The organism is Myxococcus sp. AM010 (assembly GCF_013372585.1).
Taxonomy (GTDB): domain Bacteria; phylum Myxococcota; class Myxococcia; order Myxococcales; family Myxococcaceae; genus Myxococcus; species Myxococcus vastator.
Map to the genome: position 1 here is coordinate 421,103 of NZ_JABXEO010000001.1, position 19,338 is coordinate 440,440.

The following is a 19,338-nucleotide window of genomic DNA, read 5'->3' on the forward strand; positions in this document are numbered from 1 at the left end:
GGAGATGGTTCTCATCCCCATGATTCGCGCACTCGTCCTCGCCGTCGCGCTGGCCACCCTGCCCGCTCTTGCCCGCCCCCCCAGGCTCACGCTCGTCATCAGCGTGGACGCGCTCGGCAGTGACGTGCTGCTGCGCAACCGTCCGCGCCTGAAGGGCGGCCTGGGCCAGCTGCTCAACCAGGGCGCGTACTTTCCCTATGCGCGCTACGGCCACGCCGAATGCCGCACCGCGCCCGGCCACGCCACCCTCGCCACGGGCGCCAACCCGTGGCGGCACGGCATCGTGGACAACCGGTGGGTGGACCGCTCGACGATGAAGCGCGTGATGGCCTTCGCGGACGCGGCCCACCCGGTGCTGGAGGTGCCGCTGAAGCCGGGCCAGGACTCCGGCCCCGCCCACCTCATGGTGGAGACGCTGGCGGACCGGCTGCGCGTGGCGACGCAGGAGCGCGGCAAGGCGGTGGCGCTGTCCCTCAAGCCCCACGCGGCCATCCCCCTGGCCGGACGCGCGGGCCAGGCGTGGTGGTTCGACAAGGGCGAGGGGAAGTTCGTCACCGGCACCTGGTACACGAAGGAGTTCCCGGCGTGGCTGAAGGCGCTGAACGCGCGGAAGCTGCCGGAGGCGTCCTTCGGCAAGAAGTGGGAGCTGCTGCGGCCGGCCTCGGAGTACGTGGGCGAGGACGAAGGCCTCGCCGAGGCGGACGTCTACGGCCTGGGCCGCACCTTCCCCCATCCGCTGGACGGCGGACTGCCGTCGCCGGGCCCCACCTTCTACCAGGCGTTCGCCGTCTCACCGGAATCGCATGACCTGCTGGTGGAGGCGGCCAAGGCGGCCATCGCCGGAGAGGGCCTGGGCCAGGACGGCGTGCCCGACCTGCTGGCCGTGAGCTTCACCGGCACGGACCTGGTGTTCCACGAGTACGGGCCCTCCTCGTGGGAGATGCAGGACACGCTGCTGCGGCTGGACAAGGCGCTGGGCAGCCTCATCACCGCGGCCGAGCGCGCGGCGGGGGGACGGGGCAACCTGGTCATCGCGCTGTCCGCGGACCACGGCGGCGCGGCGGTGCCAGAGCAGTGGGCCGCCAAGGGGCTGGCCGCCAAGCGGGTGAGCCCGGCGGAGCTGGCGGAGGGCCTGACGCAGGCGCTGCGCCAGCAGTTCGGCGGCGACGTGACGGCCACGCTCGAACAACTGGACGTGTACCTGGGCGGCAAGACGCACCAGGGCGGCGCGGTGGACGTGGCGGTGCGGCGCGCGGCGGCGGCGTGGCTGGCGAAGCACCCGGCGGTCATCACGGCCGTGGCGAATGACGACCTGTTCACCGCGCCGGACACCGCGGGCTACCTGACGCCCATGCGCAAGGGCTACTACCCGGGGCGCAGCGGCGACGTGCTCTTCATGCTCCGGCCCCTCCACCTGCTCCACGCCATCCCCACCGGCGCCAACCACGGCACGCCGCACGCCTATGATTCACAGGTGCCCATCCTCTTCGCGGGCAAGGGCGTGAAGCCGGGCATGTACCTGGAGGAGATCGACCCGGTGGACTTCGCCCCCACCCTGTCGGCGCTGATGGAGCTGGGGATGCCGGCGTCAGCGGAGGGCAAGCCCCGCGCGGAGGTCCTCACGGGCAAGTGAGCGGCCGCGACAGGGAGGGCTCCGCGCGTCCCGGGCAGGAGCCAGGAGCGCCTCCGTGTCCGCGAGCTACGCCGGCTTCGGCTGCTTGCCGCGCGCGGGACGCTTCGCCGCGGCGGTGATTTCCAGCGACAGGTCCATGGCCCGCGCGGAGTGCGTCAGCGCGCCCATGGACACGAAGTCGATGCCCAGCTTCGCCAGCCGGGGCAGCCGGTCCAGCGTGACGCCGCCCGACACCTCGAGCGGGACGCGGCCCGCCGCCAGCTTCACGGCCTCGCGAATCTGCGCGTCGTCCATGTTGTCGAGCATCACCACGTCCGCGCCGTGCTCGATGGCCTCCGCGAGCTGCTTGAGGTTGGTGACCTCGATTTCAATCTTGGTCAGCCGGGGCCCGTTGAGCTTCGCGCGGCGCAGCGCCTCCGCGATGGAGCCCCCCACGGCGGCGATGTGGTTGTCCTTGATGAGGACGCCGTCAAAGAGGCCGAAGCGGTGGTTGGACGCGCCGCCCATGCGGACGGCCTCCTTGGCCACCGTGCGCATCCCCGGCGGCGTCTTCCGCGTGTCCAGGACGCGCAGGTTGGAGCCGCGCACGGACGTGACGGCCTGCTGCGCCAGCGTCGCGATGCCCGCGGCCCGCTGCACGATGTTGAGCGCGGTGCGCTCCGCCGCGAGCAGCGAGCGCATCCGGCCGTGACAGCGCGCGGCGACCATCTTCGGTTTGATCTCCTGACCGTCGCGGCGCAACAGCTCCACCTCGACGTTCGGGTCGACCGTCTTGAAGACGCGGACGAAGGCCTCCAGGCCCGCGAGCACCAACTGCTCCTTGGCGACCAGCTCCGCGCTGCCCTCGTAGTCAGGAGGGATGAGGGCCTGCGAGGTGACGTCACCCGCCGCCCCCAGGTCCTCATCGAGTGCGAGCGCGATGAGCCGGTCGAGGTAATCCTGCTGCTGCACGTCTCCTCCTGCTACCGCCGGGCCTTTGCCCGCGCCTTGGGTTTCGCCCCGGTGCGCTTCTTCGCGGGAGCCTTCCGGCCCGCCGCCTTCTTCACCGGCTTCTTGCTGGCGGCAGCGACCTTCTTCGCCGCCCCCTTCTTCGTGGCAGCCTTCTTCGCGGAGCCCTTGGCCGAAGCCTTCTTCGCGGCGGCCTTCTGCGCCGAAGCCTTCTTCGACGCAGCCTTGGCCGGAGCCTTCTTGGCGGCGGCCTTCTGAGCCGAAGCCTTCTTCGACGCAGCCTTGGCCGGAGCCTTCTTCGCGGCGGCCTGCTGAGTCGAAGCCTTCTTCGCCGCGCCCTTGGCCGGGGCCTTCTTCGCGGCGGCCTTCTGAGTCGAAGCCTTCTTCGCCGCGCCCTTGGCCGGGGCCTTCTTCGCGGCGGCCTTCTTCGCCGCGCCCTTGGCCGGAGCCTTCGTCACAGCGCCCTTCGCGCCCGTTGCCTTGACCGGAGCCTTCGTCGCGGCGGCACGCGCCTTCTTGCCCGCGGCCTTCTTCGCGGGACGCGCCTTCGCCGGAGCGGCGGGTTCCTCGTCCTCGTCGGAAGCGGAGACAGCGTCCACCACCGTGTCCTTCGCGATGGACGACGCCTTCTTCACCGCGGCCAGCGCGGCCTTCACCACGGCCTTCGCGGTGGAGGCCACCGTCTGCTCGGGCTCAGCGTCCACCTGCGCGGCGGCAGGCGCCTCACGGGCGTCGCCACCGGCACGCGCCGTGTTGAACTCCCGCATCGCGTCGTCGACGAGCCCCATGCTCATGTACGCCACGCCCAGGTCATGATGGTCGGCCGGAGACAGGCCTTCCTTCGTCCCCGCGCGCAGCTTCTCCAGTGCGTCCTGCACCTGGGGGTCCGCGGCTTCGGCCACACCGCCGGCGGCATCGAGCTCGTCCTTCAGCTCCTCCGCCAGGTCGACGTTCCCCTCTGCCTCCGCGTCCGGCGCGGCCTTCTCCTCGGCCGGTGCGACGGCGGCCTCCTCCTCCTCGGTGGACTCGGCGAGCGTCTCGTATTCAGTGCCCCCCTCGACTGGAGGCGTCGTCTCTAATGGAGCGGCGCTCCCAGGCGGGGTGGTGGGCTCGGTCGCGACGTCGGCTTCGGTCGCGATGTCGGCCTCGGTCGGCTCAACGCTTTCGGTCGGCGTGCTGCTCTCGGACGGCGGCGCTGCGGGCATGGCGGGCTCCGGGGCAATGCGCTGCAGATGGTCCTGAAGCTTGGCCTTGCGCTCCTTCAACTCCTCCACGCGGGCGCGGTCCTTCTCGACCACGTCCGGGGGCGCCTTGGCCACGAAGTTGGGGTTCTCCAGCTTGCGCAGCACACCGGCAGCTTCCTGCTCGGCGCGTGCGATCTCCTTGCGGAGGCGGTCGCGTTCCGCGTCCAGGTCGATGAGACCCGCCAGCGGCACGTAGATTTCCAGGTTCGTTCCCACGAAGGCGGCGGCCTGCGGCGGCTTGGTGCCGGGCGCGCCAATCTCCACCTCGGACAGGCCGGCCAGCGGCATCAGGTACGCGCGCCAGCGCTCCAGCAGCTCGCGCGTGCGGGCGTCCGGGCTCTGCACCACCGCCTTCACCTTGGTCGCGGGCGACAGGTTGCTCTCGCCGCGGAGGGTGCGCAGGCCCTCGATGGTGGCGATGACCGGGGCCATCTCCGCCTCGGCGGCCTCGTCCACCAGGTCCGCGTCGGGCTCCGGGTACGACGCGATCATGATGCTGTCCACCGGCCGGGACATCGGCAGCTTCTGCCAGATCTCCTCGGTGATGAACGGCATGAACGGGTGGAGCAATCGCAGGATGCGGTCCAGCGAGTACACCAGCACCGCGCGCGCGGAGTCCTTCGCCTGCTCGTCGGTGCCGTAGAGCGAGCCCTTCGCCAGCTCGATGTACCAGTCGCAGAACTCGGCCCACAGGAACTGGTACAGCGTGGACGCCGCCTCGGCGAAGCCGTAGGTCTCCAGCGAGGCGCGGGCCTCGGTGGTGGCGCGCTGGAGCCGCGAGAGAATCCAGCGGTCCGCCAGCGTCAACGGACGCGCCTTCAGCGGACGCTCATCCAGCGTGAACTCGCCCATGTTCATCAGGGCGAAGCGGCTGGCGTTCCACAGCTTGTTGCAGAAGGCCTTGTAGCCAGCCAGCCGGTCCATGGACAGCTTGATGTCCCGGCCCTGCTGGGTGAGCGACGCGAGCGTGAAGCGCAGCGCGTCCGCGCCGAACGCCGGCATGCCCTGCGGGAACTTGTTCTTCAGCGTCGGCGCGAGCTTGTCCAAGCTGGCGCCGAGGATGACGTCCAAGGGGTCGATGACGTTCCCCTTTGTCTTGGACATCTTCTCGCCCTTCTCGTCGCGCACCATCGCGTGCAGGTACACGGTGCGGAAGGGCACATCCCCCATGAAGTGCAGGCCCATCATCATCATCCGGGCGACCCAGAAGAAGATGATGTCGTGGCCCGTCTCCATGACGGACGTCGGGTAGAACGTCTGGAGGTCCGGCGTGTTGCGCGGCCAGCCCAGCGTGGAGAAGGGCCACAGCGCGGACGAGAACCACGTGTCCAGCACGTCCGGGTCCTGGATGAACGTGGCGCCGCCGCACTTCGGGCAGGACGTGGGCTGCTCCCGCGCGACAATCGGCTCCGCGCGCGCGAAGTCCACGCCGCCCACCTTCACCGTCGCGGCGTCCAGCGGCAGGTCGGTGTCGTCCCCCAGCCGAGGGCTGCACGCGGTGCAGTAGTACGCGGGAATCTGGTGGCCCCACCACAGCTGGCGGCTGACGCACCAGTCGTGGATGTTGCGCATCCAGTGGAAGTAGGTGTTCGTCCACGACTCCGGGACGAACTTCGTGCGGCCCTGCTCCACCGCCTCGATGGCCGGCTTCGCCAGCGGCTCGATCTTCACGAACCACTGCGGCGACAGGCGCGGCTCCACCACGGTGGTGCAGCGCTGGCACGTGCCGACGGACAGCTTGTGCGGCTCCTCCTTCTCCAAGAGCCCCAGCTCCTGGAGGTCGGCCAGCACCTGCTTGCGCGCGTCGAAGCGGTCCGTGCCGGTGTACTTGCCGGTCTCCTTCGTCATCCGCGCCGCGTCGTCCAGGATGGACAGCATCGGCAGCTTGTGGCGCAGGCCCGTCTGGTAGTCGTTGAAGTCGTGCGCGGGCGTCACCTTCACCACGCCGGTGCCGAACTTCGGGTCCACCAGCTCGCCGTCCGCGATGATGGGAATCTCACGCCCGCTGAGCGGCAGCACCACGTGCTTGCCAATCAGGTCCTGGTAGCGCTCGTCCTCCGGATGCACGGCCACGGCGGTGTCGCCCAGCATCGTCTCCGGGCGCGTGGTGGCCACGGTGAGCGTGCGGTCGGAGTCCTTCACCGGGTAGCGGATGTGCCAGATGGAGCCGTTCTTCTCCTGGTGCTCCACTTCCAGGTCGCTGAGCGCCGTGCGACACGACGGACACCAGTTGATGAGCTTCTGGGCCCGGTACATCAGGCCCTCCTCGTACAGCCGGACGAAGACCTCGCGCACCGCGGCCGAGGACTGCTCGTCCATGGTGAAGCGCTCGCGGCTCCAGTCCAGGGACGCGCCCAGGTAGCGGTGCTGCTCGCCGATCCGGTCGCCGAACTTGCCCTTCCACTCCCAGACGCGCTCCAGGAACGCCTCGCGGCCCAGGTCGTGGCGGCTCTTGCCCTCCGTCTTCTTCAGCTCCTTCTCCACCACCATCTGCGTGGCGATGCCGGCGTGGTCCGTGCCGGGGAGCCACAGGGCGTTGAAGCCGCTCATCCGCTTCCAGCGGGTGAGGATGTCCTGGATGGTCGCCGTCAGCGCGTGGCCGATGTGCAGGCTGCCCGTGACGTTGGGCGGCGGCAGGACGATGGAGAACGGCGGCTTGTCGGAGGGCGCCTCGGCGCGGAAGTAGTTGCGCTCCAGCCAGAACGCGTAGCGCCGGGCCTCGACCTCGGTGGGCTCGTAGGCCTTCGAAAGTTCAGTGGTATCGGTCATTGAAGGCGGCCGGCCCCGGAGGACCGGGGCCGGCAAAAGGTCAGGAGGTTACGGCGCCAGGCGCCTCAGTGCTGGGTCTCTCGGTCCTTGATGAGCCGCTCGAGCTCCTCTCGGATGATGGTCTCCGCCAGCTGCGGTACCACCTCCCAGGCAATCTTCTCGATGACCTCTCGGGAAGCCTTGGAAAGCGCCTCACGCAGCAGGGCCTCGCCCCCATCCGCGGCAGGCGCACGGGCGCTCGCCGGCCTGGCAGCGACGGGCGCGGCGGGGGGGGCGATGTCCAGCGAGATCTCCTCGGCGTCACCCGTGTCGGGCAGCGAGTCCTCGATGCTGATGGACGGCTGGGCCGCGGCGGGCGCGGGCGCCCCCAGGCCGAACGGATCCCTGCCCCTCGCGGCGGGCTGCGGCGCCGCCCCCGGAGGCGGAGGCTGCGGCGCGCCCACCGGCGGACGCTGGAAGCCACCCGGCGCGGGCCCCCCCGGCGGAGGCGGCACGCCCGGACGGGCCACGGCGCCCGGCGGCATTCCCGGTCGCGGAGGCATTCCCGGCGCGGGACCACCCGGCGGAGGCGGCACGCCCGGACGGGCGCCCGGCGGCATCCCAGGCCCTGGAGGACGCGCACCTGGCGGCATCCCAGGCCCCGGAGGACGCGCCATGCCCGGCGGCATCCCAGGCCCCGGAGGACGCGGCGCGCCCGGCGCACCCGGCGGCGGCATCCCAGGCCCCGGAGGACGCGCCATGCCCGGCGGCATCCCAGGCCCCGGAGGACGCGCACCCGGCGGCATCCCAGGCCCCGGAGGACGCGCACCCGGCGGCATCCCAGGCCCCGGAGGCCCCCCCGGACGCGCACCCGGCGGCGGCGCGGGACGGGCCCCCGGCGGCGCGGCGGCGGCGACAGGCGCGGGCGCCGCGGCGGGCGGAGGCGGCGCGTGGCGCACCTGCGTGGCCGCCGACGCGGGCATCGTGTTGGACTTCTGGCCGACCAGCGCCTTCACCTTGTCGAGCAGAATCTGGCTCTCGAAGGGCTTGGTGACGTGGTCATCCGCGCGGGCGGCGCGGGCGCGGTTCTCGTCGAAGGCCTCGAAGGTGCCGGCCAGCAGCATCACCGGGATGCCCTGGGTGGCGGGGTCGTTCTTCAGCGCCTCACAGACCTCGTAGCCGCTCTTGCCCGGCATCATGACGTCCGCGAGGACGACGTCCGGACGCAGCTCGCGGGTGCGGGAGATGGCGTCCAGCCCGTTGTCCACCGCGGTCACCTGAAAGTCCTCGGTCGCGAAGATCATCCCGATCACCTTGCGGATGGTGAGCGAGTCATCGGCGACCAGCAGATTCTTGGGCATCGGTTCGGGCCTCGGGGAGCATCCACTCCCCTGAATTCGTTGGTGATTCCCGCCGCGAGGGTTGACTCGCGGCAGTCTGACAAGCGGGGCAGCTTACGAGTTGCCCTCTGGGACGATCAAGAAAACATGCGCTGCAGGTCCAGGAACGCCACGGGCTCGCTCAACCCGGGAGCGCGGAAGCTGCCCGCGGTGTCGTCCGGCTCGAAACGTTGCAGGACGCCGAGCACCCGCGTGGCCGTCAGCCCCACGTTCCGCCCGGCCAGCTCCGTGAGGACGATGAAGGGCTCCGGCGCGGGCACCTCCCCCAGCAACGCGGGGACCGAGCAGACAGGCCACAGCACCTGATCATGCGGAAAGATACCGGCCACCGGTCCGCTCTGCACGGGCAGGACGCTGAAGGCCTCGCCCCGGCTGATGACCTGCGACACCAGGCCCAGGGGGACGCCAAACAGCCGACGCTGGGACTCGAAGACGAGCGCCCGGTCCGGAGCCGCCTCCGCCCAGTGTACGGGCCGGGCGACGACCGCCGCCGACATCGCCCCCACCCGGTGCGGCAGCGCCTCCGCGATGAGCTCCAGGTACAGCCGCGACTTGTACAGCACCGCGCCCCGGCTCAGCGGCGCCAGCGAGTCCGCCAACCCCGGAGGCAGCAGGAAGAACGGCGCGCGGGCCACGTCCGCCACCTCCACCACGGAGCGCACGCGCACCGCCAGGGTGGGACTTACGTCGAGCACCACCACCATGCCCGGGCCTTCCTCCGGCGGCCCGCCCAGCAGCGCGCAGAGGTCCTTCACCTCCAACACACCCCGCAGGCTGCTGCCATTGGCGCCTGGCATCGCCACTTCCATGACAGACGTCGCTTCCACGGCGTAACGGGTTTCCCCGGCCTCCACGAGAACGCAGAGCCGACGGCCGCTTTCGAAGGGGGACACGGGGGGCGACCCTAGCAGCGTTCCAGCGGTTGATGGTAAGCCGATGGGAGATGGCGCGAATCCTCCTCGTCGACGACGAAAAGATCGCCCGCACCCTGTACGGCGACTACCTCACCGCCGTGGGACACGCCGTCACGGCGGTGGGCACGCTACAAGAGGCGAAGGAAGCGCTCGCGGGCGACCGCTTCGACGCGGTGGTCACGGACCTCATCCTCCCCGGTGGCGACGGCATGGAGGTCCTGCGGCACGTGCGGGAACATCACCCGGGCGTGGAGGTGGTGGTCATCACCGGCCTGGAGAAGGTGGACCCCGCCGTGCGCGCCATCAAGAGCGGCGCCGCGGAGTACCTCGTCAAGCCGGTGGCCCCGGAGGCCCTGCAGCACGCCGTGCGCCGCGCGCTCACCACGCGCGACCTGATGCAGGAGAACGCGTCGCTGCGCCGCCACGTGGCCATGCTGGAGGCGGGGCAGCGCATCGCCACCACGTTGGACCGCGAGAAGCTGGCCGCGGTCACCGCCAGCGCGCTGCAGAGCATGGCCTCCGCCAGCGCCGTGGTGCTGCTGGAGCGCGACTCCGCCTTCGCGCTGCGGCGCCACGGCACCAGCGGCCTGTCCACCGCGCTGGAAGAGCCGCTCATCGCCGAGCTCATCGAACGCCTGACGAACGAACGCGGGCCGCGCGAGCTGGACGGCCTGGACGCGCCCTTCCCTCGCGCCGTCTCCGTCCCCGCGCAGGAGGGCGACGCCGTGCTGGGGCACGCGGTGCTCTTCTTCGGCGGCACGGGCGCGGAGTGGGCGGGCGAGACCGCCAGCTTCCTGGTGCGCAACTGGGCGCTCGCGCTGCGCAACCTCGGCCGCTTCGCCGCGGTGGAGGACCTGGCGTACGTCGACGACCTCACCCGCCTGTTCAACACCCGCTACCTGCACCTGGTGGTGGACCGCGAGGTCCAGGACGCGCTCCAGTCGCAGCGCACCTTCAGCCTGCTGTTCCTGGACCTGGACCACTTCAAGTCCATCAACGACACCCATGGACACCTCGTGGGCTCCAAGGTGCTGGTGGAGGCGGCGCGCGTGGTGAAGGGCTGCGTCCGAGACCACGACGTCGTCGCGCGCTACGGCGGAGACGAATACGTGGTGGTGCTGCGCAACACCGACTCCGGCGGCGCGCTCAAGGTGGCGGAGCGCATCCGGCGCACCATGGAGACGCACAACTTCCTGGCGCGCGAAGGCCTGTCACTCAAGCTCACCACCTGCATCGGCGTGGCCAGCTTCCCCGAGCACGCCCAGGACAAGGCCACGCTGTTGGACCTGTCGGACCGGGCCATGTACCGCGGCAAGCGAGGCTCGCGGAACGTCGTGTACATGGCGGCGAATGACTTGGAGGCCCCACCGGCCGAGCGCCGGCAGGCCCACTCGTCCTGACGGCTACCGGCGCATGCTGCCCACGGTGAGGCGCTTCTCCGGGGTGACGTCCGCGGCAGACGGCGCCGCGCCCTCCTTGCCCACGGCCTCCACGGCCTCGTGCGACGCGCCGGAGGTGATGAGCCGGTACTTCTCCACGGCCTCCTTCGCGTGCGCGGCCTGCTCCGGGTCCAACCGGGCGATGAGCTCCCAGAAGAGGGCCGCGTGCTCGCGCTCCTCGTCCATGACGTGCTGGAGGATGGCCTTGGCGTCCTCGTTGTCCGTCGCGTCGATGTGGGCCGCGTAGAGGTTGATGGCGTCCAGCTCCGCCTCGATGTTGAGCCGGATGGAGCGGGCCAGCTCGGTGTCCGTCATCTTGCGGGGAACCAACGAGTGGAACGGGTTGGTCTGCGGCATGAAGGCCCTCCCGAGGCCGGTAGCGCGGTATCCGGGTTTCCGGACGGCGTGACGAGAACGCGGCCAGCATCCGTGCCGGACAGGCCGGGGTCAACGGATTCCCTACGGGTGCGTTGCGTACAAGCGGTTGCCTCCGCCATGCTCGTCACATGGAAACACCCGCGCCGCTCGCCCAACTGCTCCAGGCCGTGGAGGCAGGGGACCTGACGGCCGCGCGAACAGCGGCGGCGGCAATGCAACGTGCGGGGACGCACAGCTCACAACTGGCGGCGGAGGTGCTGCACGAGCTGCGACAGCCGCTGCTCGGCGTGAAGGCCTACGCGCAGCTCCTCGCGGAGGACGGCGCGGCCCCCGGCCCCCTGCGGCTGCTGCTGGCCCAGGTGGAGCGGATGGAGCAGATCGTCTCCGACTTCATCCGCCTGTCGAGTGAGCGGCCGGCCTCCCAGCAGCACCTCTCCCTGGCGGCCCCCATCTGGGCGGCGGCGAAGCACTTCAGCATCAACCCGGACTCCTCGCGCATCTCGCTGGAGGTGGAGGCGCCGGAGGACATCACCATCCAGGGCAACGCGCGCCTCATCGAGCAGCTCACGCTGAACCTGCTCAACAACGCGCGAGACGCCATGGCGGGGCGCGGCCGGGTGAAGGTGGTGCTCACGATGGAGGGCCCCTCCCCTGCCCTCTACGTGGCGGACTGGGGACCGGGCATCCCCGAGGAGCTGCGCGAGCGCATCTTCGAGCCCTACGTCACCGCCAACAAGCGAGGCACCGGCCTGGGCCTGTCCGTGTGCCAGCGCATCGCCCGCGAGCACCACGCGCGCCTCGAGCTGGCCCCGCCAGGCGTCATCCGCGACGTCCCGGCCCCCGCCACCGTGTTCCGCGTGCGCTTCCCCGCGACGGACGCGCCGCCCGCGCGGAAGCAGCGGCTGCTGGTGGTGGATGACGAAATCATCATCCGCATGGTCTTCCGGGACCTGATGGGCAAGGAGTGCGAGCTCATCGAAGCGGCCAGCGGCGAGGAGGCCCTGGAGCTGCTGCACGAGGCCCCGGTGGACCTCATCGTCACCGACAAGAACCTGCCGGGCATGTCCGGCCTGGAGCTGGCGCAGCAGGCGCGGCGGCTGCACGCGGGCTCGCGCGTCATCCTGATGACGGGCTACCCGTCGCTGGTGACGACGCAGCAAGCGCTGGAGCTGGGCGTGGTGGACTACCTGCTCAAGCCCTTCGACGACATCCGCGAAGTGCGCGCCCTGCTGCGCGCCACGCTGACGAAGAAGCCCGCCCCCGCGCCGCTGGAGACGAACCCCGAGATGCGCCGGGTGGACGTGCTGGAGGACAACCCGGCGGCGGCGGCGCAGATCACCCACGCCCTGTCCCTGGTGGGACTGGAGGCGCGCATCCTGTCGACGACGGAGCTGGCCGCGCTGGAGCCGCCCGCGGGCGTGGTGGTGAGCTGGGACTTCACGCCCGCCTACGGGCGCAAGGCGCTGGAGCTGGGCAAGGCGCTGGCGCAGGGCGCGCCCTTCGTCGTGCTGGCCGAGCACCTCACCATGGAGACGGCGCTGGTGTCCCTGCGGGCGGGCGCCGCCGCGTGCCTTCCCAAGCTGATGTCCGATGCCACGGCGCTCAGCCGCGAGCTGAACCGCGCCTTCAAACGAGAGGCCCCATGAGATTCGCGCTCCTGTCCGTCCTGCTGTTGGGTATCGCTTGCTCCTCCGACAAGCCGCCAACGCAGGACGGGCCGGACGCGGGCCGTGGCGACGCGGGCACTGGAACGGAGGACGCGGGCAGCGGCGACGCGGGCAGCGGCGACGCGGGTTGCGCGCCGCTGGCTCCCGGTCCGGGCACGCAACTGCTCACCGGGCTGAACACGCCCCGCAGGCTCGCGGTGGACGGGGCGGACCTCTACATCGTCGAATCCCACTCCCTGAATCCGCAGCAGCCCCAGCCGGGCCCTGGGCGGCTCCTCCGGCTGCCGCGCGTGGGCGGTGACGTGGCGTCCGTGGCCACGGGCTTCCGGGCGCCGGACGCCATCGCCGTGGTGTCGGACTCCCTCTACGTGCTCGACCTGGATGGCCTGTGGCGGGTGGACAAGGCGACGGGCGCGAAGGACGAACGGCCGCTCGACGCCACGCTGAACAACGTCACCATTGGCGGGACGGAGATACTGCCCGCGCGGCTGGGGGACAGGGACGTGCTCGTCGTCGCGACGTCGCACCGCCGCCTGGTGCGCGTGGACGCCTCGGGTGGCAACCGCCAGGAGCTCTACGCGGGCACGGGCTTCACGCAGGTGCGCGGCGCGCGGGTGGTGGGCCAGGACGTGTGGTTCCTGGTCGCCGCCGGAGAGCGCCCCGGCCTCTACAGCGTGCCGCTGGATGGCAGCGCCCCGGCCACGCTGCGCGACGGCAACATCACCGCCGGAACCTCGCTGGAAGTCACGCCCACGCACTTCCTCGTCACCGAGGGCGGCGGCGGAGACGGCCGCGTGCTGCGCCTGCCACGCGAGGGCGGCGCGGTGGAGGTCGTGGCCACGGGCCTCCAGGGGCCCTCCTTCCCGGTGGAGCTCCACGGCACGCTCTACTTCAAGGACGTCAGCACCGGCGGCACGGACTTCCTGCGCCGTGTGAGCACCTGCACGTCAGGCGCCTTGGAGCCCGTGGGCCCGGAGGGCGTGGGGCCCGGGGGCCTGCTGGTGGACGGCGACACCCTGCTCTACACGTCGCAGGAGAGCGGCACCGGCGGCTTCGTGGGCCGCGTGCCCTGAGCGCCCCCGCTGAAACGACAACGGCCCCGGCGCCTCATGACGAGGCATCCGGGGCCGTCCACCACTGAGTTCCAGACGGCCCGGGACTCGCGCCCCGAGCCCTCCGGAGCGGCTCAGTAGTCCATGTCGTCGCCGCCGTAGTCCGGCATGCCGGCGCCCGCGCCGCCGCCCTTGGCCTTGCCCTTGGGGCGATCGGCGATCATGGCCTCGGTGGTCAGCAGCAGCGAGGCGACGGAGGCGGCGTTCTGCAGCGCGGTGCGCTCCACCTTCGTCGGGTCGATGACGCCGGCCTTCTCCAGGTCCTCGTAGATCTCCGTGCGGGCGTTGTAGCCGAACGCGCCGGTGCCCTCGCGGACCTTGTTGATGACCACGGCGCCCTCGACGCCGGCGTTGCTGGCGATCTTCCGCAGCGGCTCCTGGAGCGCGCGCAGGATGATGGCCACGCCGAAGTCCTGCTCACCGCCCAGCTTCAGCTTCTCCAGCGCGGGCAGCGCGCGGAGGTAGGCCACGCCGCCGCCAGGGACGATGCCCTCTTCGACGGCCGCGCGGGTCGCGTGCAGCGCGTCCTCGACGCGGGCCTTCTTCTCCTTCATCTCCGTCTCGGTGGCCGCGCCGACGTTGATGACGGCCACGCCGCCCACCAGCTTCGCCAGCCGCTCCTGGAGCTTCTCGCGGTCGTAGTCGCTGGTGACGGTGTCAATCTGGGTGCGGATGAGCTTGATGCGGCCCTCGATGGCCGCCTTCGTGCCCACGCCGTCCACGATGGTGGTGTTGTCCTTGTCCACCGTGACGCGCTTGGCGCGGCCCAGGTCGTTCAGCGTCAGGGTCTCGAACTTGTGGCCCAGGTCCTCGCTGACCACCGTGCCGCCGGTGAGGACGGCGATGTCCTGCAGCATCTCCTTGCGGCGGTCACCAAAGCCGGGGGCCTTCACCGCGCACACGTTCAGCACGCCGCGGATCTTGTTGACCACCAGGGTGGCCAGGGCCTCGCCCTCGATGTCGTCGGCGATGATGATCAACGGCTTGCCGGCGCGGGCGACCTGCTCCAGCAGCGGAATCATGTCCTGCATCGACGAGACCTTCTTCTCGCTGATGAGGATGTAGGGGTCGTCCAGGACGGCGTCCATCCGCTCGCGGTTGGTCACGAAGTACGGGGACACGTAGCCGCGGTCGAACTGCATGCCTTCGACCACGTCGAGCGTCGTCTCGAGGCCCTTCGCCTCCTCGACGGTGATGACGCCCTCCTTGCCGACCTTCTCCATCGCGTCCGCGATGATGGCGCCGATGGTGTCATCCCCGTTGGCGGAGATGGTGCCCACCTGGGTGATGGCCTTCTTGTCGGCGGTGGGCTTGGACAGGCGCTTCAGCTCGCCCACGACGACCTCGACGGCCTTGTCGATGCCGCGCTTGAGGTCCATGGGGCTGTGGCCGGCGGCCACCAGCTTGAGGCCCTCCTCATAGATGGCGCGCGCCAGCACCGTGGCGGTGGTGGTGCCGTCGCCGGCCTTGTCGGAGGTCTTCGACGCGACCTCCTTCACCATCTGCGCGCCCATGTTCTCGAACTTGTTCTCGAGGTCGATCTCCTTGGCGACGGTGACGCCGTCCTTGGTGATCGTGGGCGAGCCGAAGCTCTTCTCGATGACCACGTTGCGGCCCTTGGGGCCAAGCGTCACCGCGACCGCGTCCGACAGGGTACGGACGCCGCGCAGGATGGCCTCACGCGCGGACTGATGGAAGAAAATTTCCTTCGCTGCCATCGCAACCTCCTGAATTCATTGGGGGATTCTACTGGTACGACGCTGGCCGTTAGCACTCGGCCATGGCGAGCGCCAACATAAGGGCCGCTCGAACGATGTCAACCAGGAAGGGCGGCCGTGTGGGCGAGCGGACGGCCCGGAGCACCCTGGCGGGCAGGGCGCCGTGGGCTACTGCGCGAAGCGGACCAGGGTGAGCAGCTGGCCCATGTCCAGGGGCTTGTGAAGCGTCAGCGCCACGCCCTTGCGCAGGCCGCGGTCCGTCACCGAGCCGTCCTCGCTGCCCGTCATCAGCAGCACCGGGACGCTCTGGAAGCGGGGGTCCGCCTTGAGCAGCTCCGTGAACTGGATGCCGTCCATATGGGGCATCACGTAGTCGGTGATGACCATGCTGACCTGGTTGCGCTCCAGCACGTCGAGCGCCTGGAGCGCGTCGGACGCGGAGTAGACCGTGAACCCATGCATCTCCAAGAAGCGAGAGAGCATCGTGCAGAGTTCGAGATCGTCGTCGACGACAAGGATGTTCACGGGACCGAGCGCCGTACCTGGACGGGCGAGGGAACGTAACAGCCGTGCGCGGCGTTGACAACGAAGTGCGCGGCTTCATATGTCGCGGCCCCATGGGGACGCGGACGTCGAAGCGAGCGGGGGTGGGCGGGACGGAGGCGCTGGACGCCGCGGCGGAGGCCTTCGAGGCGGGCGACTTCGAGGTGGCCCTGGCGGCCGCCGACCGCGTCCTGGCCCAGGCCCGTGAGTCGGTGGACGCCCTGCACCTGCGCGCCGCCGCCCTGGTGGAGCTGGGCCGTCTGGAGGAGGCAGGCCGGGCCTTCGGCGCCGCGCTGCGGGTGTCCCCGGACGACCTGGAGGTCCTCCTGGGCACCGCGGACTGCCTCATCTGCCGCGTGGGTGAGGACCGGGAGGCCGTGGAGGAAGGCCTGGGCTTCTGCGCCAAGGGCAAGCGGCTGGCGCAGAAGGCCGGCGACGCGGAGCTGCTCTACGAGTTCCTCCTCCTGGAGGGGATGGGCCTGAACCAGGTGGGGGACTGCCGCGCGGCCCTGGCGAGCCTGGACGCGGCGCTGGGGCACCTGCCGCGCTCGGTGGACGCGCAGCTGGAGCGGGGCATCGCCCTGTTCGAGCTGTGCCGCTTCGACGAGGCGAAGGCCGCCTTCGACGCGGTGCTGAAGGACACGCCCGACGAGGCGTGGGCCCACCAGTACCTGGGGCTGCTGGCGGAGCGCCGGGGCGACGAGAAGGAGGCCCAGCGCCGCTTCGCGAAGGCCCAGGCGCTGGTGCCGGCGGAGTTCTTCCCCCCGGTGGAGCTGGGCGAGGCCGAGTTCGACCGGGCAGTGGAGGCCGCGGTGCAGTCCCTGCCCGGCCACGCGAAGCAGTACCTGGACAACGTCACCATCGCGGTGGAGGACCTGCCGGCGGACGAGGACCTGCTGGGTGAGGACCCTCCCCTGTCACCGAGCATCCTCGGGGTGTTCCGGGGCCTGGCGGTGGGCGAGCGCAGCGTGACGAACGCATTCGACCACGTCCCCGCCTCCATCGTGCTGTACCAGAAGAACCTGGAGCGCTTCGCCCACACCCGCGAGGAGCTCATCGAGCAGATTGGCATCACCGTGATGCACGAGGTCGGTCACCTCATGGGACTGGATGAGGATGACCTGTGGCAACGGGGGCTGGACTGAGGGCGGCGAGCGTCTGGCGGATGCCGTCGCGGTACGGCGTCTTCCGGAGGTCGCCGAGCAGCGCCTTGAGCGCCGAGTCGTCCATGATGACGGGCGTGGTGTGCAGGTAGTGCATCTCCCCCAGCTCGCGCATGAACGGGCTGAAGAGGCCGAGGAGGCGCGCCATCCCCGGCCCCAGCACGGCGTACTTCGCGGGGTGGCCGGCCTGGGCGTAGATGTCCTCCACCAGGGCCGCCTGGGAGGTGACGCCCGCGCCCCCGAGGTTCCAGAAGCGGCCGTAGGCCCCCGGGTGGTCCATGAGCGCCGTCACGGTGGGGCCCACGTCGGGCACGAAGACGAACTCGTGGGGCGTGTCGATGGGGCCGATGAGCTGGGCGCGCTTGCCCTTTGATGCGGCGACGAAGGCGCGGTGGAGGAAGCTGTTCTCCACGCCCGGGCCGTAGAAGTCCGGGAGGCGGAGGATGGTGACCTGGATGGCGCCCGCCTTGTCCGCCGCGAGCAGCAGCTCCTCCTGCTCCTTGCGCATGCGGCCCTTGAAGGTGTGCGGCACGCGGGGGTGGGACTCGTTGACGGTGTCCGTGCGCGGCCGGCCGTAGGGGTACACGCTGGCGATGAAGACGATGCGCTCCACGCCCTCGGCGATGGCGGCGTCGAGCGTGCGCTTCATCAGCACGGGGTGGAGGTGGAACTCCCAGTAGGGCACGCCCACCAGGTAGACGAGCGTCTGGACGCCTCGGGCCGCGGCCCGGATGGAGGCCTCGTCATCCGGGTTCCAGGTGACGAGCTCCGCCTGCGGGTCCGCCCCGAACTCCCGCTGCAGGCCCTCCCGGGAGCGCCCCACCACGCGGTAGCCCCGCCCCTGCCCTCGCAGCGCCTGCGCGACGCTGCGTCCAATGACACCCGAGGCGCCGAACAACGCGACCGTGCCCATGTCCTGCTCCCTCTTCCGAACGGCGAGTGGTTTGTGAACACCGTTCATGAACACTGTTCATCTACTGCTGGCCGTTCAGTTGGTCAAGGCCTACACTGGGAACATGGGGATTGCGGAGCGGAAGGAGCGACAGCGGGCGGAGCTGCGCGAGCAGATTCTGCGAGTCGCCCGGGACATCGTGGTGAAGGAGGGCTTCCCTGCCCTCTCGATGCGCAAGCTGGCGGACGCGGTGGAGTACGCGCCGGCGACGCTCTACCTCCACTTCGAGAACCGGGAGGCCATCGCGAAGGAGCTGTGCGTGCGCGGCTTCCAGGACCTGCTAGCAACGCTGGAGCCCGCGGCCCAGGTGGAGGACCCGCTGGAGCGGTTGCCCAAACTGGCGGAGGCGTATGTCCGCTTCGGCCTGGAGCACCCGGAGACGTACCGGCTCATCTTCATGGAGGACCCGAAGCTCTCCACGGCGCTGTTCGGGGATAACCCGGAGAGCGCGGGGCCGAGGTCCTTCGGGGTGCTGGTGCAGGTGTTCGTGGACCTGCTGGCGGCCGGCAGGCTGGAGGCAGACACGAAGCCGGAGCAGCTCGCGGAGGTGCTGTGGGCGGGGGTGCACGGCATCGTGAGCTTGAGGCTCACGTGCACCGGGTTTCCGGGCACGCCCCCGGAGGAGCTGACGCAGGTGCTGGTGACGACGCTGGTGAAGGGCTTGCCGGGGTTGAAGACGGGACGGGGGTAGACGGTGGCGCGGTGAGCCCGTGGCCCTTTGGTTGACGGGGTCCGGAGGGTCCGGCGTAATCGCAGACGGTAGGGCCTCCGGACCTGGTGGCCGGCCCGGTCTTCAAAACCGGTGAGGGGCGCCGAGAGGCGTCCCTGGCGAGTTCGATTCCCGTGCCCTACCGCCAATACTTCCGAGGGGTTACGTCCCATCACTGCCTCTCTGGCAGCACTGGACCTGTCCGGATGCGTCCAGCGAAGTCTACCGGACGTCGTTAGCGCGTCGTTAGCCGAAAGAAGCAACCTGCCCCCCAGTGACAGAGGCCGCCCCTCTCCAAGAGGCGCACTCCGAACTGCTGCCCCTTAAATGCTCGGGTTTGAGCTGCCATGAAATGGCACAACGCATTGAGAAACCAAATGGGCCCAGTTGCATCAGGGGAAAGTGACGTTGCTGATCGTCACCGTGCGTGCTCCATCTGACTCCCACAACTTGAGCGAAAAGGAGCCTCGTGCAGATTCAGCGGAAGCTTCAGCCTCAATCACCACGCGCCCGTTCCCGCCCGAAATGATCGGCGACTCTGTAACCGTCCGGTGGACGTCGTGCCAGGAGGCTTGATGACGGACGAGGACCGTGTTCGGCGCGCGCCTCGACGAGCGAGCTGTTCAGGGACTGAGCTGGAGGGGCGAATCGGGAGGGTCGGCGGCGCGTCGCCGCTTCCACTCGTGGGGTAGCAGCTCACCGATGCGCGAGTTGGGGTGTGTCTGCACGCGCAGCAGGACGTCCGCGAGATACGTCTCGGGGTTGACGCC

At 70.4% G+C, this 19,338-nt stretch carries 15 protein-coding genes, 1 tRNA gene and 1 pseudogene; 7 read left to right on the forward strand and 10 right to left on the reverse strand.

Translation table 11 applies throughout. The annotated features are described in order from the left end of the window. Positions 1-19 precede the first annotated feature (19 nt). Complete coding sequence (locus HV826_RS01605) at positions 20-1,633, forward strand: alkaline phosphatase family protein (RefSeq protein WP_176415227.1); 1,614 nt, start codon at positions 20-22, stop codon at positions 1,631-1,633. A 66-nt stretch (positions 1,634-1,699) separates the two neighbouring features. Here HV826_RS01605 and nadC read toward each other — a convergent pair whose 3' ends face one another. From nadC to HV826_RS01625, 4 genes are all read right to left on the reverse strand, one after another. Beyond that, the gene (nadC, locus tag HV826_RS01610) at positions 1,700-2,584 is read right to left on the reverse strand and encodes a carboxylating nicotinate-nucleotide diphosphorylase (protein ID WP_176415228.1); all 885 of its coding nucleotides are present in this window, start codon (positions 2,582-2,584) and stop codon (positions 1,700-1,702) included. Positions 2,585-2,595: 11 nt separating this feature from the next. Continuing rightward, entirely contained in the window at positions 2,596-6,594 is a 3,999-nt protein-coding gene (locus HV826_RS01615) for a valine--tRNA ligase (protein WP_176415229.1), read from the reverse strand. Positions 6,595-6,659: 65 nt separating this feature from the next. Beyond that, positions 6,660-7,934 carry a motility regulator RomR gene (romR, locus tag HV826_RS01620; RefSeq protein ID WP_176415230.1) on the reverse strand — a complete coding sequence of 425 codons (1,275 nt, stop codon included), beginning with the start codon at positions 7,932-7,934 and terminating at the stop codon, positions 6,660-6,662. A gap of 116 nt (positions 7,935-8,050) precedes the next feature. Next, entirely contained in the window at positions 8,051-8,866 is an 816-nt protein-coding gene (locus HV826_RS01625) for a chemotaxis protein CheW (RefSeq protein ID WP_176415231.1), read from the reverse strand. Positions 8,867-8,916: 50 nt separating this feature from the next. On the opposite strand from HV826_RS01625, the gene HV826_RS01630 reads away from it, so the two are divergent. Next, positions 8,917-10,287: a diguanylate cyclase gene (locus HV826_RS01630; protein WP_176415232.1), complete on the forward strand. Its 1,371-nt coding sequence runs from the start codon at positions 8,917-8,919 to the stop codon at positions 10,285-10,287. Between the two features lie 3 nt (positions 10,288-10,290). Here HV826_RS01630 and encC read toward each other — a convergent pair whose 3' ends face one another. After that, on the reverse strand, positions 10,291-10,683 hold the full coding sequence (encC, locus tag HV826_RS01635) for an encapsulin nanocompartment cargo protein EncC (RefSeq protein WP_176415233.1): 393 nt from the start codon (positions 10,681-10,683) through the stop codon (positions 10,291-10,293). A gap of 149 nt (positions 10,684-10,832) precedes the next feature. On the opposite strand from encC, the gene sinK reads away from it, so the two are divergent. Further along, positions 10,833-12,350: a hybrid histidine protein kinase/response regulator SinK gene (sinK, locus tag HV826_RS01640; RefSeq protein WP_176415234.1), complete on the forward strand. Its 1,518-nt coding sequence runs from the start codon at positions 10,833-10,835 to the stop codon at positions 12,348-12,350. Continuing rightward, positions 12,347-13,444, forward strand: coding sequence for a signal integration modulator SinM (sinM, locus tag HV826_RS01645; protein ID WP_176415235.1), 1,098 nt, complete (start codon positions 12,347-12,349; stop codon positions 13,442-13,444). The genes sinK and sinM overlap by 4 nt, the downstream gene beginning before the upstream one ends. A gap of 113 nt (positions 13,445-13,557) precedes the next feature. On the opposite strand, the gene groL is transcribed toward sinM, so the two are convergent. Together groL and HV826_RS01655 are read right to left on the reverse strand one after the other, a co-directional pair. Then, positions 13,558-15,201 (reverse strand): chaperonin GroEL, encoded by a 1,644-nt coding sequence (groL, locus tag HV826_RS01650; protein WP_176415236.1) that lies wholly within the window; start codon positions 15,199-15,201, stop codon positions 13,558-13,560. 168 nt (positions 15,202-15,369) lie between these two features. Then, positions 15,370-15,726 carry a response regulator gene (locus HV826_RS01655; protein ID WP_043711631.1) on the reverse strand — a complete coding sequence of 119 codons (357 nt, stop codon included), beginning with the start codon at positions 15,724-15,726 and terminating at the stop codon, positions 15,370-15,372. 92 nt (positions 15,727-15,818) lie between these two features. Here HV826_RS01655 and HV826_RS01660 point away from each other — a divergent pair, with 92 nt between their 5' ends. Further along, positions 15,819-16,889 carry a metallopeptidase family protein gene (locus HV826_RS01660; RefSeq protein ID WP_176415237.1) on the forward strand — a complete coding sequence of 357 codons (1,071 nt, stop codon included), beginning with the start codon at positions 15,819-15,821 and terminating at the stop codon, positions 16,887-16,889. On the opposite strand, the gene HV826_RS01665 is transcribed toward HV826_RS01660, so the two are convergent. After that, entirely contained in the window at positions 16,843-17,820 is a 978-nt protein-coding gene (locus HV826_RS01665) for an NAD-dependent epimerase/dehydratase family protein (RefSeq protein ID WP_176415238.1), read from the reverse strand. The genes HV826_RS01660 and HV826_RS01665 overlap by 47 nt on opposite strands. Before the next feature lie 46 nt (positions 17,821-17,866). Between HV826_RS01665 and HV826_RS01670 the strand changes: the two genes are divergently transcribed. Next, positions 17,867-18,550 carry a TetR/AcrR family transcriptional regulator gene (locus HV826_RS01670; protein WP_176415239.1) on the forward strand — a complete coding sequence of 228 codons (684 nt, stop codon included), beginning with the start codon at positions 17,867-17,869 and terminating at the stop codon, positions 18,548-18,550. 67 nt (positions 18,551-18,617) lie between these two features. Then, positions 18,618-18,716 (forward strand) — tRNA-Sec (locus HV826_RS01675). 244 nt (positions 18,717-18,960) lie between these two features. Here HV826_RS01675 and HV826_RS01680 read toward each other — a convergent pair. Both HV826_RS01680 and HV826_RS01685 read right to left on the reverse strand, forming a co-directional pair. Further along, positions 18,961-19,119: pseudogene (locus HV826_RS01680) on the reverse strand (DUF2381 family protein); the annotation flags it as partial. A 72-nt stretch (positions 19,120-19,191) separates the two neighbouring features. Then, positions 19,192-19,338 (reverse strand): transposase domain-containing protein (locus tag HV826_RS01685; RefSeq protein WP_176415240.1); only part of this gene is annotated, 147 nt, incomplete at its 5' end.

Coding starts and splice junctions, on each gene's coding strand:
- HV826_RS01670 (WP_176415239.1), top strand. CDS start 17,867: ATGAACACTGTTCATCTACTGCTGGCCGTTCAGTTGGTCAAGGCCTAC.
- encC (WP_176415233.1), bottom strand. CDS start 10,683: ATGCCGCAGACCAACCCGTTCCACTCGTTGGTTCCCCGCAAGATGACG.
- HV826_RS01665 (WP_176415238.1), bottom strand. CDS start 17,820: ATGGGCACGGTCGCGTTGTTCGGCGCCTCGGGTGTCATTGGACGCAGC.
- romR (WP_176415230.1), bottom strand. CDS start 7,934: ATGCCCAAGAATCTGCTGGTCGCCGATGACTCGCTCACCATCCGCAAG.
- sinM (WP_176415235.1), top strand. CDS start 12,347: ATGAGATTCGCGCTCCTGTCCGTCCTGCTGTTGGGTATCGCTTGCTCC.
- sinK (WP_176415234.1), top strand. CDS start 10,833: ATGGAAACACCCGCGCCGCTCGCCCAACTGCTCCAGGCCGTGGAGGCA.
- HV826_RS01660 (WP_176415237.1), top strand. CDS start 15,819: ATGGGGACGCGGACGTCGAAGCGAGCGGGGGTGGGCGGGACGGAGGCG.
- HV826_RS01630 (WP_176415232.1), top strand. CDS start 8,917: ATGGCGCGAATCCTCCTCGTCGACGACGAAAAGATCGCCCGCACCCTG.
- groL (WP_176415236.1), bottom strand. CDS start 15,201: ATGGCAGCGAAGGAAATTTTCTTCCATCAGTCCGCGCGTGAGGCCATC.
- HV826_RS01605 (WP_176415227.1), top strand. CDS start 20: ATGATTCGCGCACTCGTCCTCGCCGTCGCGCTGGCCACCCTGCCCGCT.
- HV826_RS01615 (WP_176415229.1), bottom strand. CDS start 6,594: ATGACCGATACCACTGAACTTTCGAAGGCCTACGAGCCCACCGAGGTC.